The organism is Spiribacter sp. SSL99 (assembly GCF_009805925.1).
GTDB classification, from domain to species: Bacteria; Pseudomonadota; Gammaproteobacteria; order Nitrococcales; family Nitrococcaceae; genus Spiribacter; species Spiribacter roseus.
On record NZ_MAOM01000022.1, the window covers coordinates 13217 to 27636 of the forward strand.

The window sequence follows — 14420 nt, forward strand, 5'->3', positions numbered from 1 at the left end:
GTCTCCATTCTGCGGTTTCAGTAGATATCGCGTTGATAGCGCCCGTTTTTTGAGAGCGCAGCCAAATAATCGGATGCGTCAGCCTTTTCGTATCTGCCCTCCTTTTGAATGACGTGAATGAGTGCTTCATGCACGGCAGCGGCCATCTGCGTCGCATCGCCACAGACGTAGATATGAGCGCCGGCCTCAAGCCACTGCCAGAGATCGTGTGACTGCTCGATGAGACGGTCCTGTACGTAAACCTTTTCCGTCCCATCCCGTGAAAAAGCGGTGGTCAGCCGGGTCAGTGCTCCACCGTCCATGCAGGCTTCAAGCTCCTCGCGGTACAGGAAATCGGTGCGCTCATGGGGATTGCCAAAGAATAGCCATGCGCCGCCTGCCGCCTGCTGATGGGCTCTCTCCTGTAGAAAAGCGCGAAAGGGTGCAATGCCGGTCCCCGGCCCAATCATGATGATGGGCGTTTGATCATCATCGGGTAGGCCGAAGTCATGTGCCTTCTGAAAATAAATCGGCAGCGGTTTGCCCAGGGCGCGATCACTGATGAACGTCGATGCGACGCCTTCTCGCTGCCGTCCCTCCGCTTCGTAGCGGACGGCCGCAACGGTTAGATGCACCTCGTCAGGGTTGTGGCGAAAGGCGGATGAGATCGAATACAGACGCGGGCGCAGGGGATTGAGCCGGCTCAGGAGCTCGACGGGATCCGGCCGTGCGCTTGGGTAGCGACTGAGCATGTCATAGAGATCCAGTGGGGAGTCGTCGAGGGACTCCTCGGCGATGGCCTCGAGGGCCTCCCGGTCAGCCGGCCGGGTGGCCGACTGTGCGAGACACTCGAGTGCCTCGTCGCTGGGGCATGTCACATCCAGCAAACCGCAAAGGGCTTCGTGAGCGGTGTACTCTCCCTCCCGAAGCGCAATTGACGCCCGGGCATCCAGACTGAGCGCCGAGAGAATGCCGGTTACCAGACCGGGGCTGTTTCTCGGGTAGACACCCAGGGAGTCCCCGGGGCTGTACTCGAGGCCACTGTCCTTGAGGTCGATGACCGCGTGGACGGTCTCCTTGGGCGAGCCTTGTCCATTCAAGCAATGAACCGATTTCAGATGAGCCATATAGGGGTGGTTTTTTGCATACCCCATGACTGGCATTTCTGGTGTTGAGGGTGTGTTCGCCGAACTGACGGTATCGCTGGTCTCGAGCAGTGCCTTGACCTTCTTGCGGGTTTTGGCACTGCCCGGTACGCACAGGCCGGGATCGGTCTCTTCGCCGGAAGCGAGCGCACCCGAGTAGCCTTTGCAGTCGTAGCCGCACTGGCCGCAGTCCTGTTGTGCCATTGCCGCCATCAGACGGTGGTGCAGCGGGGCATCTTCGGCGACCAGGTTCATCCGTTCATCCAACGGCAGGCTCATGTCGTGCCAGGCCGCTTCATCCAGGTCGATGGCATTTTGAGTGGAAACTGGCTCGGCCGATCCATCGACATCCAGTTCAAGATCCTCACCCGTCGAGGTCAGACCGGCGAGATAGCCGTTGAGCCAGGCTCGATAGCCGGGGTCGAAGGGCGCATTGTCCGGAAGTCTGGGTGCTTGCATTCCAGTGTTCCTATCCAGCGTTTATTTGACGGCCGCAGCGAAAACCGCCGTCCCACTGCGGCCCACAAAGTCCCGGAACGACTCGTGAGGGCCGAGTCGGCTGTCGTGATAGACATTCAGCACATCGGCGATCAGCGGAATGACACTGTCGGTGGTCAGCGGACCGGTGATCTTTTCGCCCAGACCGCGTTTCTCACCCACGCCGCCGCCGACATAAAGGTGATAGCCCTCGAGCGGCTCGTCATCCTCGTCCTCGGGCTCAACCTTGGTACCCAGTAACCCGATATCCGCCACCTTGTGCTGCGCACAGGAGTTGGGGCATCCCGTGACATGAATGTTGAGCGGATAGTCCAGTTTCAGGTGTTTCTCGAGATAGTCGGCCAGTGCTCCCGCATCCCTTTTGGTGTTGGTATTGGAGAACTTGCATCCGACGTTGCCAGTGCAGGCCACCATGCCGGCACGGAATGTGGATACGTCATACTCGAGTCCGAGGCCCGCCAGTGCTGCTTTGACGGCCTCGAGGCGCTCTGTGGGAATGCCGCCGATCATCGCGTTCTGCCATACCGTGAGCCGGACCAGCCCATCGCCTTCCGCGTCAGCAATCCGGCCAAGTCCCCTTAGCTGGTCGCTGCTGCAATAGCCGAAAGGCGTCCAAACGCCAATCCAATGGTGCGCGCCGTCGTCCTGGGCGTGGACACCGACATGGGCATCCGGGCTGGGGTGAGGGGGTATCCTGAGATCGTCGGGTTCGAACTGATCGGGCTGGAAGGCCAGGAGACCAAGCACGGCATCCATGAACGCGTCATCGCCCATCTCGTCGAGCACGTACTTCATGCGTGCCTTTTTGCGATCGCTGCGACAGCCGCGATCGGCGTATGCGCGTAGGATGGCGTCGGCCACCGGCACACACTGCTCCGGTGTTAAGACCCATGAGGTGGCCCTGGCAAAGGCATCGTGTCCGGGAATGCCGCCAATGCCCACTTGAAACCCGACGTCGCCGTCCGGCTTGATGACGGCACTGAAATCGATGTCGTTGGTGTCCGAAACCCCTCGGACCAGTCCGCCGCCATTGAAGGCGATGTTGAACTTTCGTGGTAACCCGTAAAGCGCACGGGTGTTGATCAGGTGGTAGTGCATCTCGCGGCATAGCGGCCGGGTGTCGAAGTAGGCCTGTGGGTCGATCCCGGCAAGCGGATCTCCGGTGATGTTGCGGACGTTGTCGGCACCGGCGCCCCGCGTGATGATGCCTAGCTCCTGTAGCCTCAAAAGCACCTGATCAGTGCTGTGAGGACCGATTTCGCGGATCTGGAGATTGGCGCGGGTGGTGACGTGGGCGTAACCGCCGGCATGCTCGTCGGCGACGTCCGCGATACCCATGGCCTGCCTGCCGGTGAAGTGGCCATTGGGTGCCCGCAAGCGGCACATGAAAGCATCCTGATTGGGCGCCGTATAAAACAGACCGTGATACTTATAACGGAACACCTCGGTGCCCTTCGGCACGGTCCCCTCGGCGGCATTGGCTCGAATCGTGGGCCACATATCCAGTGGCGGTGCATCGCGCTTGGCGATCTCCTCGGGGACGAGTTTCTCACCAGCCGCCTCGGCACGTTCCTGCGCGTCGAGCTGAAGCGCGTCCGGGTGGTTATGAACCCGCGTTCCCGCCGCGTCTCCATTTGGCTCGAACAGCTTTGCCAGTCCCGCCTTTTCACGGCGGGCATCAACCCCGGAAGCGAAACCTTTGAGGTACTCGCGCTGCTCGTCGGTCAATTGAGAGAAGAGCGGCTGATCACTCATCGTCGACGCTCCATTGCGTGGCCTTGCCCGGGGTAGGGCATGATTCGTGCCAACCAGTACGTCGGATATTGTCGCGGTTGAGAAGTCCGCAGCACGCCACTCTGACCAACGTTGGTGCAGTTGCTGCACCACGACTTCCAGATTGGTTCACTGAGCGGCCATCGCGCGCGCGAGCGCATCAGTCAATGGCCGCATGAAATATCGCCCGGCCGGTGCGGCATCGACATGGATCGCGAGTGAGCGGAGCTTGTTCTCGACAACCGGCCCCATCGCTCCGACGGTCATGGCGGCGAGGGCGTCCCGGAGGGATTGCTCCGCGCCCTGTGCCTGACTGATCTGCATCAGCACGTCTGCCTGGCGCTTTGTCGAGAAAATGATGGCATCGACTTCGCCGCTGATAATGCGCTCTACGAGGGCCTTCGCGCGGTACTCGTCATTGTGGTCGGTGTAGACATAGGGCCAGACGGGAACCGGCTCAGCGCCGAGGGCCTTAATGGCGTTCTGAAGGGGCAGATTGGGTTCGGTGCCGTATAAAGCGAGGCCGACGGCACTTGATCTGACGCCCTGTGCAGTCAGAGTCCGGATTACTCCATCGGTGGTCGGTGTGTCGCTCCGGGTGGTTTCCGAAAGGCCCCACTGACGCAGGGCGCGCCCAGGCTTTGGCCCGCGCGTGAGCAGATTGACTGCGGCGAGACGGTCGCGCAGTGCGGTATCCATGCCGATCAGCTGGGCGCGATCATGGAGTCGGCGAATGGCCTCTCCCGTGAGGATCACTAGATCGTTGATTGCGTGATCGTTGATGAACCGTTTGAGCCACCTATCGACCCGGTCCGTATCGGGTGTCGGTTTGATCCCAATCAGCGCGCAATACTCGACAACGGCACCCCGACGCTCGAGAAGCCCTGCCAGCTCTGTGGCCTGCCGTGTCTCGAGAATGGCGATCCGGTAGCCTTCAAACGGCTGTGGTTGAATCTTCGTCATCATGGAGTCCAATCCTCGCCTGTGTGGGGTCATGCGGGCCTCGGCCGTCGATGCAGTAACCGGGCATGAAAGCTGATTGCTCCCGGTCGCCGGCGAACCAGGCAAAGCGTCTCGACAGATGTGCAACTTCGCCGACGATCAATAGGGCAGGGGGGCGGACGTCTGCCACGTGTTGATCAAGATCCGCCAGCGTGGCGCGGATCACTCGCTGGTTGGCTGTTGTCCCCTGCTCGATCACAACGGCAGGAGTGGCTGGCTTGCGGCCGTGTTCAACCAGGCCTGCGCATATTTCAGGCAAGCTCCCGAGACCCATGTAGAAAACCAATGTGTCTGAACACTGGGCTAAATCGGACCACGGCAGTCGCAACACGCCGCTATGGCGATGGCCAGTGATGAACCGGACCGAATGGGCGTGGTCGCGATGGGTGAGTGGAATGCCCGCATAGCTCGCACAGCCGCTGGCGGCGGTCACCCCCGGGGCAATCTGAAAGTCGATGCCGGCTTCCACGATGGCGTCGAGCTCTTCGCCCCCACGACCAAAAATGAAAGGGTCACCGCCTTTCAGTCGGGCCACACGGCACCCCTGCCGGGCCTTATCGACCAGCAGCCGGCTGATTGACTGCTGGTCCATGGCATGTCGTCCGGCGGTTTTGCCCACATAGACGCGCTCGGCCTCGCGGCGGGCGAGGTCGACGATTGCCGGTGAAACCAGACGGTCATAGATGACAATGTCTGCGGAGCTTAGAAGACGCTGTGCCTGATTCGTCAGCAAATCGACGGCGCCCGGACCGGCGCCAATTAAATACACTTCGCCGGTATCCGGTTCGGTGATGCCGCTTTCGAGACGCCCATCAAGCGCGGCAGCGGCCTGTTCCTCACGGCCTGCCATCGCCATGTTTCCGATGGGCCCTTCAATAACCGCTTCCCAGAAGCGCTGTCGATTATCAACGCCCTCGATGCACCGCTTGGCCTTTTCCCGAAATCTCTCGAGCAGCCGGGTGAGGCGTCCGTACGAGGGTGGGATGAGCGATTCCAGTCGCCGCCTGACCAGGCGAGCCAGAACGGGCGATCGTGCGCCGGTGGAGACCGCGATGGTCATTGGACTGCGATCGACGATACCGGGGAGAATGAAAGTGCACATCGACGGGACGTCCGCAACGTTGACGGGAATGCCCCGCTCGACACAGGCGTTATAGACGCGGCGCGCCTCCTCCTCGTCGTCCGTGGTAGCGATTACCAGGCGTACGTGGTCCAGGTAGCGGCGCTGGAATGAGGCGTCACGCCATTCCAGATAGCCGTCAGCAACCATTCGCTGGGCTTCGCCCTCAAGCTGGCGGGTGACCAGTGTTACTTCTGCGTTGGCTTTTTTGAGAAGCTCTGCCTTGCGGGCGGCAACGGCATTGCCGCCCACGACCAGACAACATTCACCCTGAAGGTTCATGAAAATGGGGAGTTGGTCCATGGGATCTCCGCGTCGAGGATTCACCGCGAAGATCTGCAAAACTCGTGCCGTAAGGAGGTGACATGGCGACTGACGTGGCCGTCATCACGGGGGCAGGCTCGGGTATTGGCGCGGCGCTCGCCGTCGAACTCGCCGACCGGGGGCTCTCGGTGGCATTGATCGGTCGGCGCCGCGATGCACTCGAGCGCACATGCGCGTCACTGCCGGAGGGCGCGACAGGTTTTGTCCTGCCCGGCGACATCGCCATCAGGGATGATCGCCAGCGTCTGATCACAAAGCTCGGCGAGCGCCTTGAGCCGACCGGGGCGCGGCTGCGTTATCTGGTGCACAACGCTGGGGTGGGGGAACCGGCGACCGGCATTGAGGGCACTGATCCCGACGACCTGGCCCAGGCGCTGGCAGTCAATGTCACGGCACCGCTCGCCCTCACCCAGGGGCTTCTGCCGCTGCTGCGGGCGGCGTATCCGTCACGGGTGCTCATGGTGGGTGCCGGGATAGCCGATCGCCCCCAGCCGGGCACTGGCAGTTACGGCATCAGCAAAAAGGCGCTGGCGCGCTTATTCGAGCAGCTGACGATGGAGTTCGCCCGGTCGGCGGTGACGGAGCCCGACGTCGCACTGTTTCAGCCGGGACTGGTGGATACCCCGGGCATCCGCACCCATCTTGAGGCAGCGCGTCGTTGCGGTCTGCCGCATGTTGACTACCTCGACCAGGCGCTTGCCGGTGGCCAATCCCGTTCGGCCGAGGCCGTTGCCGGGGCAATGGCCGAGGCCCTGATCGACATGTCGACGGAGCACTTCGCCGGCGCTGTCCTGCGGCCTTGAGCCGGCGGACGGACTCCTAACCCGGCGCGCCCGCGGTCTCGTCAGCCTGGACGGCCTGGGCGCGGTTGCGGACCTGTTTGACCATCGCGACAAAGCCGTCGCGGCGATTGGCGGTCAGCTGCTGCGAGAGCCCCAGGTCATCAAAGAGCGACTCGATGTCGGTGTTGAGGATTTCCTGAGGCGTCTTCCCCGAGTAGGCCTTGAGCAGGATGGCGACCAGTCCCTTGACGATGAAGGCGTCGCTGTCGGCAGTGAAGAACATCCGCGGCGGGTGCTCGTCACTTATCGTCGTCTCGAGCCAGACATTACTGGTGCAGCCATCGACGCGGTTGGCTTCGGTGCGTGCCTCGTCGGGCAGTTCCGGTAACTCGCGACCCATGTCGATCAACAGGCGATAACGATCTTCCCAGTTGTCGAGGAAGTTGAACGTATCGATGAGGCGCTGCAGATCCATGGCTGATTCCTCCAATCATTGATAGGTATACGATAACATCCATGAATCGCGTCCATGAACGCTGCCATCGCCTACCAGGACTCGCCGAAGGGCCGGGCTTCCACCTCGAAGGACCATGCCGAGCGCGGTTGCTGGACGAGCCAGTATGCCGTTTCCGCGACATCATTCGGATCAAGGAAAAACGTATCGGGCTTGTCGGGCAGGCGTTCCCGGGTGCGCGGCAGATCCACGATGCCGTCGATCATGATGGTGGAGACGTGGATTCCGTCGGGCCATAGCTGCTTGGCCAGTGACTCAGTGAGATTGCGCTGGGCCCCTTTTGCGCTCGCGAACGCGGCGGTCTTTGCCGCACCCCGGCGTGATGCGGTGGCGCCGGTGACGACGATGCTGCCGTGACCGGCACGGCGCATGTCCGGTGCGACAGCGCGCGCGGCCGCCACCAGACCGAGTGTATTGACCCGCCAGGATTGCTCGAACGCCGAGAGTTCGAGTGACTCGAAGTCACCCCAGATGCCGGCACCGGCGTTGTGCAGCAGTACCTCTACCGGGCCGAGTGCTTCGCGGATCCGCGCAAAGGTCTCGCTGACCCCGGTGGGATCGCCGATATCGCATTGATAGGCGTGCGCGCTGTCGCCGATCTCCGCGGCCAGCGAGTCACAGAAATCCGCCGACCGGGCGATCAGCGCGACACGGTAGCCGGCCGCAGCGAAACGGCGGGCGAATGCCGCGCCGTTACCCGGTCCGACCCCGTTGATCACGCAGACAGGCTGGACGTTATTCATGGGATGCTCCAGATGCCAATACAATCCGATAGCGTATCAGTGAGGAATGCCGGGGGGTTGCCATAGAACCTATCTGACTCGCGGTATAACAAATAAATATTAAAAGGCAATTGTAAATATCATATCAACATACTCTAATGGCGCGGGTTCGAAATCCATCGAAGGAGTACAGACAATGTTGACTCGTCTATCTGTTCCGGGTGTCGCCCTTGGCGCTCTGATAACCGCGGCGCCCGCGCTCGCCAGCGTGCCATCGCTGGTGGAGCCTGCGTGGCTCGCGGACAGGCTCGACCAGGATGATGTCGCAATTCTCGATGTGCGCAGTCCCATCGATGACGGTAACCGTGTGGCGTTCAGCGAAGGGCATATCCCCGGCGCCGTGGATGCGGGTTATACACGACATCCCTGGCGCGCGGAGCAGGAGGGTGTAACCGGCCAGCTGCCGCCCGTGGAACAGCTCGAGGGCTTGATTGAAGGATTTGGAGTCGACAACGCGGACACCGTGGTGATCGTTCCGGCCGGTACCGGCGCGACTGACTTCGGCAGTGCGGCAAGGGTTTACTGGACCTTCAAGGCGCTTGGTCATGAGCAGGTGACCATACTCAATGGCGGTTACCAGGGATGGCTCGAAGCAGGTCATGGGACCGCCGATGGAGCTGTTTCGGTCGCTCCGGGAGAATTCAACGCCGACCTGCAGACTGACATGATCGTCACCACAGCCGATGTCGAACAAGCTGATGATCGAGGTCTGCAGCTGATCGATGCCCGCCCTGCGGAATTCTTCGAGGGCGATCGTCAGCATCCCGGTGCGCGCGTTGCTGGGACCATTCCCGGGGCCATCAATCTGCCCCACAAAGATTTCATCCGTCAGGAGGAGGTCTGGCGCTTCGACCCGGCAAGCGTCAACAGCGCTATCGATGCGGACACCCTCACAGAAGGCCGCCGCCCCGTGTCGTTCTGCAACACCGGTCATTGGGCAACGACGACCTGGTTTGCCCTGTCGGAAGTCCGCGGCATCGACGATGTGGGCCTTTACGACGGCTCCATGGTCGCCTGGACCGCAAGTGAATCCCGCCCGGTCGACGTTGCCAAGCGCGGTCTCGCGCGGATCCTCGAATTCTTCGGAGGCTGATGATGGGGAATGCCGCTGTGGCCGCCGCGGCCCCCGCGACCGCCCGGCCGATCGATCGGTTCATCGTCACGACGGCGCTCACGGGGCTTGCCGTGATGGCAGGTCTGATCGCCCTGGAGGCGCCCGCTGACCGTGTGTGGTTACTGCTCATCGGGGCGGGTCTGGGCATCGCCCTGTATCACGCCGCATTCGGGTTCACGGCCGGCTGGCGGAATATGGTCACCCGCCGGCGTAGCGGTGGATTGCGGGCCCAGCTGCTTTTACTGGCCATCGCGACGGTGCTGTTCGTTCCAGTGCTCGGCTGGGCGGAGGGTCTTGGGTTGACCGGCATCAGTGGAACACTCGCGCCGGTCGGCGTTTCGCTGGTGGTAGGTTCGCTGTTATTCGGCTTCGGAATGCAGCTCGGGGGCGGCTGCGGCTCAGGGACGTTATTTACGGTCGGAGCCGGTAATCTGCGCATGATGATCACACTGCTGATGTTCGTAGTCGGATCGGTGATCGGGACCATGCACCTTCCCTGGTGGCTGGAGCGACCGGGTATTGACCCCGTCAATCTAACGGAACGGCTGGGGGTTTTCGCGACCATCGGGACGCAGCTCGCGGTGATTGGAATACTCGCCTCGGCAGTGCTCTGGCTTGAGCGGCGTCGTCATGGGTCGGTAGACCGTGCCCTGATGGCGCCTCGGGATACCGGTGCCGTCACGACTCTGTTCAAGGGTGGCTGGCCGTTGCTTTGGGGCGCAATCGCCCTGGCAGTGCTGAATCTCGCAACGCTTCTGGTCGCCGGCTATCCATGGGGGGTGACCTTTGCCTTCGGTCTCTGGGGCGCAAAGATCCTTCAGGCTACCGGTGTCGACATGGCGCAGTGGTCATTCTGGACATGGGACTACCCAGCCCTCGCGCTACGGGACAGCCTGCTCGTTAATGTGGTCTCGGTCATGAACTTCGGGCTGCTCCTGGGGGCCATGCTGGCGGCCGGGTTGGCGGGACGCTTCAATCGGGCGAGCCAGAAACCGCTCAGTGGCCGCTCAATGCTGGCGGCGGTCGTCGGTGGTCTGTCCATGGGTTATGGGGCCCGGCTGGGATTCGGCTGCAACATCGGCGCGATGTTCAGTGGCATTGCCTCAGCCAGCCTTCATGGCTGGATCTGGTTTGCCTGTGCTTTTGCGGGCTCAATCCTGGGGATTCGTCTGCGCCCATGGTTCGGTCTGGACCAGCCGGAGGGACGATGAGCGGAAACCGGGACTATACGCGGGGACGAGTGATCCTGGTCCTCGTCGGTCTGCTTATCGTGATCCTCGCGGATCATTTCCATTCGGCGACGTTTGCCCGCAATAGTGGGCAGGCTGGAGTGACCACGAGCTATTCCCAGCTCGACAGTGGTGCGTGCGCACCCTGTGGAGCGCCGTGCCGATCAGATGAGTGAGCCCCCGGCTCCAAAAGAACACGGGGGCGTAAAGGGGGCCTGGCGTCAGCGCCCCAGATCGCTCAGGCGGGCCGGTTCGACGATCTCGATCCAGTACCCGTCCGGGTCACGGATGAAGGCCACATCCGTCAGCTTGCCCTGATCGGGTCGCTTGATGAACTCGACCCCGTTGTCATCGAACCACCGTTCGGCGGCGTCCAAATCGGGCACCGAGACGCAGATATGCCCAAAGCCCTGCGGCTCGGAGTTGCCGTCGTGGAACTGCAGGTCGGGATCATCCTCGCTGCCCCAGTTGTGGGTGAGCTCGAGCAGACCGCGCTGTGAAAAGGTCCATACGGTCCGCTCGCCCACATCGGACGGCGGCGTGGACTGCCCCTCAGTGGGGCAGTCGAGGAAATACAACGAGAAGTTGAGTTCCTCGAAGTCCAGCCGCCTGAGCACGCGCATCCCGACCACGCCGGTGTAGAACGCCAGTGAGCGCTCGGGATCCTTGATGCGCATCATGCTGTGATTGAGCGCGAACCCCCGGGTCGCTTCGGGGCGTGACTCGACCACGCCGGGGTACTGCTCGCTGGTAAAGGGCATTGCGGTCACTCCTTGTTGCTAGATCGCACGATCCGCCATCTGCCGGGCAATGTAATCGGCCTGCCGGATCGCCAGGCTGACAATGGTCAGCGTCGGGTTTTCGGCGGCACTGGTCGTGAACTGACTGCCGTCGGAGATGAACAGGTTATCGATATCGTGGGTCTGGCCATACCCGTTGCAGACGCCGTCACGGGCATGGGTGCTCATGCGGCAGGTGCCCAGGTTGTGGGTCGACGGGTAGGGCGGCGTGCGATACGCCTTATTGGCGCCCGCTGCTTCGTAGATCGCGGTCCCCTGCTGGAAGGCATGCTGGCGCATGGCGACGTCGTTGGGATGGTCATCGTAATGCACGTTGGGTACCGGCAGTCCGTAGGCATCCTTGACGTCGGTATTCAGGGTGACCCGATTGCGCTGTTGCGGCATATCCTCACCAACCAGCCACATCCCGGCCATATGGGCATACTGATCCATGGCCTCGGTGAAATCCCGGCCCCAGGCGCCCGGGTCGAAGAACGCCGCCATGAAGGGCAGACCGAGTGAGACGGTCTCGATCTCGTAGCCCCCGGCAAAGCCCCGCGACGGATCATGGTGGGCCTCGTCCTGGACAATGCCAGCCATGGTGGTGCCGCGGTACATGTGCACCGGTTCGTCAAAGCTTGCATAGACCGAGCCGGTCATATGCCGCATGTAGTTGCGGCCCACCTGACCGGACGAGTTCGCGAGCCCGTCGGGGAACTGACTGGATGCCGAGTTGAGCAGCATGCGCGGAGTCTCGATGGAATTGCCGGCCACGGCGACCGCCCGGGCGCGCTGGCGCTGTTCGAGGCCCTCGGCGTCAAAGTACACCACGGCGTTCACACGCCCGCGGTCGTCATGCTCAATGGCCGCCACCTGAGATTCGGGTCGCAGCTCGACATGACCCGTCGCCAGTGCCCGCGGGATTTCGGTGTACAGGGTCGACCACTTCGCGCCAGTCGTGCAGCCCTGGAAGCAGAACCCGCGCTGAACGCAGCTCGCCCGGCCATCCCGCGGCTCGCTGTTGATGGCCATATTGCCGGTATGACAATTCTTGTAGCCGATGGCGGTGGCCCCGGCGTGCATGACCTTGAAATTGTTGTTGCCGGGCAGACCCGGAATGCCGTTGGTGCGGGTGACGCCCATCTTGTCCTCGGCCCGGTCGTAATAGGGGGCCAGATCGTCGTAGTCGATGGGCCAGTCCAGCAGGTTGGCTCCCGGGATGTCGCCATACTCGCTGGCCGCACGAAACTCATGGGGCTGAAAGCGCAGGCTTGCGCCGGCCCAGTGGACGGTACTGCCGCCGACCGCCTTGACGATCCAGGAGGGCAGATTGGGAAAGTCGCGGGCGACGCGCCATGTGCCGCTGGTGGTGCGGTTATCGAGCCAGGCGAGCTGCCCGAACGAGGCCCACTCATCGGCAATGAATTCGCCGCGGGTATGCAGTTTCCCGGCCTCGAGGACAACGGCGTCAATGCCTTTCTGGGCGAGTTCGTTGGCGAGTGTGCCGCCACCGGCACCCGATCCGATGATCACCACGACGTTGTCGTCATCGTGGGCGAAGGTGGTCTGGTTATCGTAATTTTCCATCGTTCAATCTCCTCAGCCGTTCATCCCGGGGACGGGGCCGCTCGCGCTGGCTGGCAGGTCGGGCAGCCATGTCAGGTCATTGAAGCCACGTGACAGGTATCCGGCATCGCCGCGCTCGCCGCCATAGCCAAAGTGGCGGAACGCCATTTCGTTGTTGTAGAGCGATACGACGGCGGTGGACTGGACCTTGCGGAACAGGTCGGACCCGGCAATGGCACGGACATGCATGCCCTGCTGCTCGTCATCCAGGGCCAGCCAGTCGCCACCGGCGCGGTTGTCCAGTGCGGCGATGCCCGAGCGCATGGTGTCGGCCGTGCTGGGGTTGGCGGCCGCTTCGGCGTCCAGGTCTTTGACCACAAGGGCGTAGACCGCATCCTCGAGCGTTGGATGAGGAAAGATGTGACGGGTGAGCGTGAGTAGTACCTCGCCCTGGTGGGCGTCGAGCTGCTGGAGCTCGAGGGCCCAGGACCGGGACGGGGCAAGGATGGCGATGGGCATGCTGGTCATCGCCAGCGTGCCCATCAGCGTCGAGCCACTCCCCTTGAGAAAGCGGCGACGATTCATGGACTGATCCAACATGGTTGGCTTCTCCTCCTGAATGAGCATGGCGCACGGGGCATCTGCCCCGTGACTGGCGCCTTTCTGTGAAGCGCTTGAGTCGATTGTGTGATGCGCGATTGCTCATGGGGTAGTAGCGTGCTACTACAAACTAAAAAAATACTGGATAGCCAGCGAGGAGAGAGTGATGTGTGAGGTGTACGCGTCGACGCCACACGAGCGGTACGACTCCAGTACCCGCTCGGTTCGGCTCAGTGGGTTTGTCACCAGTATTCGGCTTGAGAACGAGTTCTGGTGGATCCTGGAAAAGCTCAGTGCCGAGCAGCACCTGAGTGTGCCGCAGTTCATCACCGAGATTCATGATGAGGTGCTGGCCCGCCAGGGCGAGGTAAGAAACCTCGCTTCGTTGCTGCGGGTCTGCTGCGCCCGCTATCTGGAGCGCCAGATCCCCGAAGACGCCGCATCGATGGGTGCGGTGGTCGGGAGCCGGTGATCAGTCCACAAAGAACACCACGGTGGTAAGCGCGCCCACGGCGACAATCCCGGCGCGCAGGACCGCCGGGGGCAGCCGGCGTCCGATTTTTGCCCCGGCCATCCCGCCGATGCTCGCGGCGATGGCCATGGGCAGGACTTCGCCCCAGGCGATGGCGCCACCGATGGCATAGACGGTCACCGCGATCACCGTCAGGACTGCGGATAGCAGGTTTTTGAGGGCGTTGGCGAGGTTCAGGTCGTCCACCCCCAGCAGACGGAAGGCAGCCAGCATCACGATCCCCATGCCACCGGCAAAGTAACCGCCATAAATGCTCACGGCCAGCACGCTGAGGCGTCCCGGCAGGCTGTGGCGGTGGCTGAAACGAGTCGACAGGGCGCGATGGATGCGCGGGCCCAGCGCGAACAGGCCGGTGGCGAATAAAAGCAGCCACGGTACGATGGCACTGAAGGCATCATTGGAGGTCAGCAGCAGAAGGCTTGCCCCCAGGCTCCCGCCCAGAGCGCCCAGGGCAATCACGGCGAGTAGTGTCATGCCATGGGGCGCGCGGATCAGGTCGCGGGAGCCCCAGACACTGGCCAGGTATCCGGGCAGCAGCGTCGTGGTGCCGGTTGCATTGGCCATGACCGGCGGGACCCCGGTGAACACCAGCGCGGGCAGGGTCAGGAAGCTGCCGCCACCCGCCAGGGCGTTGATGACGCCGCCGCACAGGGCGGCTGCCACCACGATGAGCAGGTCCAT

Annotated in this window: 14 protein-coding genes; 4 read left to right on the top strand and 10 right to left on the bottom strand. The window is 62.5% G+C overall.

The window, feature by feature from the left end; translation table 11 throughout:
* Nucleotides 1–17 precede the first annotated feature (17 nt).
* The 4 genes from BA899_RS09450 to cysG are packed head-to-tail and all read right to left on the bottom strand — an operon-like array spanning nucleotide 18 to nucleotide 5820.
* On the bottom strand, nucleotides 18–1583 hold the full coding sequence (locus BA899_RS09450; RefSeq protein ID WP_159300446.1) for a sulfite reductase subunit alpha: 1566 nt from the start codon (nucleotides 1581–1583) through the stop codon (nucleotides 18–20).
* Between the two features lie 21 nt (nucleotides 1584–1604).
* Nucleotides 1605–3509 (bottom strand): NirA family protein, encoded by a 1905-nt coding sequence (locus tag BA899_RS09455; RefSeq protein ID WP_159300447.1) that lies wholly within the window; start codon nucleotides 3507–3509, stop codon nucleotides 1605–1607.
* A gap of 15 nt (nucleotides 3510–3524) precedes the next feature.
* On the bottom strand, nucleotides 3525–4361 hold the full coding sequence (locus BA899_RS09460) for a uroporphyrinogen-III synthase (protein ID WP_159300448.1): 837 nt from the start codon (nucleotides 4359–4361) through the stop codon (nucleotides 3525–3527).
* Nucleotides 4330–5820, bottom strand: coding sequence for a siroheme synthase CysG (cysG, locus tag BA899_RS09465; protein ID WP_159300449.1), 1491 nt, complete (start codon nucleotides 5818–5820; stop codon nucleotides 4330–4332). The genes BA899_RS09460 and cysG overlap by 32 nt, the downstream gene beginning before the upstream one ends.
* A 62-nt stretch (nucleotides 5821–5882) precedes the next feature.
* Between cysG and BA899_RS09470 the strand changes: the two genes are divergently transcribed.
* On the top strand, nucleotides 5883–6644 hold the full coding sequence (locus tag BA899_RS09470; protein WP_159300450.1) for an SDR family oxidoreductase: 762 nt from the start codon (nucleotides 5883–5885) through the stop codon (nucleotides 6642–6644).
* Nucleotides 6645–6660: 16 nt separating this feature from the next.
* Here the strand turns inward: BA899_RS09470 and BA899_RS09475 are convergent, their stop codons facing one another.
* Together BA899_RS09475 and BA899_RS09480 are read right to left on the bottom strand one after the other, a co-directional pair.
* Nucleotides 6661–7098, bottom strand: a complete 438-nt coding sequence (locus tag BA899_RS09475; RefSeq protein WP_159300451.1) for a SufE family protein — start codon at nucleotides 7096–7098, stop codon at nucleotides 6661–6663.
* A 71-nt stretch (nucleotides 7099–7169) separates the two neighbouring features.
* A complete protein-coding gene (locus tag BA899_RS09480) occupies nucleotides 7170–7880 on the bottom strand; it encodes an SDR family NAD(P)-dependent oxidoreductase (RefSeq protein ID WP_148122747.1) in 711 nt (236 codons plus the stop codon).
* Between the two features lie 175 nt (nucleotides 7881–8055).
* On the opposite strand from BA899_RS09480, the gene BA899_RS09485 reads away from it, so the two are divergent.
* Nucleotides 8056–9012 (top strand): sulfurtransferase, encoded by a 957-nt coding sequence (locus BA899_RS09485; RefSeq protein ID WP_159300452.1) that lies wholly within the window; start codon nucleotides 8056–8058, stop codon nucleotides 9010–9012.
* A gap of 2 nt (nucleotides 9013–9014) precedes the next feature.
* Complete coding sequence (locus tag BA899_RS09490; RefSeq protein ID WP_148122746.1) at nucleotides 9015–10244, top strand: YeeE/YedE family protein; 1230 nt, start codon at nucleotides 9015–9017, stop codon at nucleotides 10242–10244.
* Between the two features lie 239 nt (nucleotides 10245–10483).
* Here the strand turns inward: BA899_RS09490 and gloA are convergent, their stop codons facing one another.
* Genes gloA through BA899_RS09505 form a run of 3 tightly spaced genes read right to left on the bottom strand, consistent with a single transcriptional unit; the run spans nucleotide 10484 to nucleotide 13192 of the window.
* Nucleotides 10484–11023 carry a lactoylglutathione lyase gene (gloA, locus tag BA899_RS09495; protein WP_159300453.1) on the bottom strand — a complete coding sequence of 180 codons (540 nt, stop codon included), beginning with the start codon at nucleotides 11021–11023 and terminating at the stop codon, nucleotides 10484–10486.
* An 18-nt stretch (nucleotides 11024–11041) separates the two neighbouring features.
* Nucleotides 11042–12628: a GMC family oxidoreductase gene (locus BA899_RS09500; protein WP_148122097.1), complete on the bottom strand. Its 1587-nt coding sequence runs from the start codon at nucleotides 12626–12628 to the stop codon at nucleotides 11042–11044.
* A 12-nt stretch (nucleotides 12629–12640) separates the two neighbouring features.
* Nucleotides 12641–13192 (bottom strand): hypothetical protein, encoded by a 552-nt coding sequence (locus BA899_RS09505; protein ID WP_198515268.1) that lies wholly within the window; start codon nucleotides 13190–13192, stop codon nucleotides 12641–12643.
* 181 nt (nucleotides 13193–13373) lie between these two features.
* On the opposite strand from BA899_RS09505, the gene BA899_RS09510 reads away from it, so the two are divergent.
* Nucleotides 13374–13679: a ribbon-helix-helix domain-containing protein gene (locus BA899_RS09510; RefSeq protein WP_110882686.1), complete on the top strand. Its 306-nt coding sequence runs from the start codon at nucleotides 13374–13376 to the stop codon at nucleotides 13677–13679.
* On the opposite strand, the gene BA899_RS09515 is transcribed toward BA899_RS09510, so the two are convergent.
* A complete protein-coding gene (locus tag BA899_RS09515) occupies nucleotides 13680–14420 on the bottom strand; it encodes a sulfite exporter TauE/SafE family protein (protein ID WP_198515267.1) in 741 nt (246 codons plus the stop codon).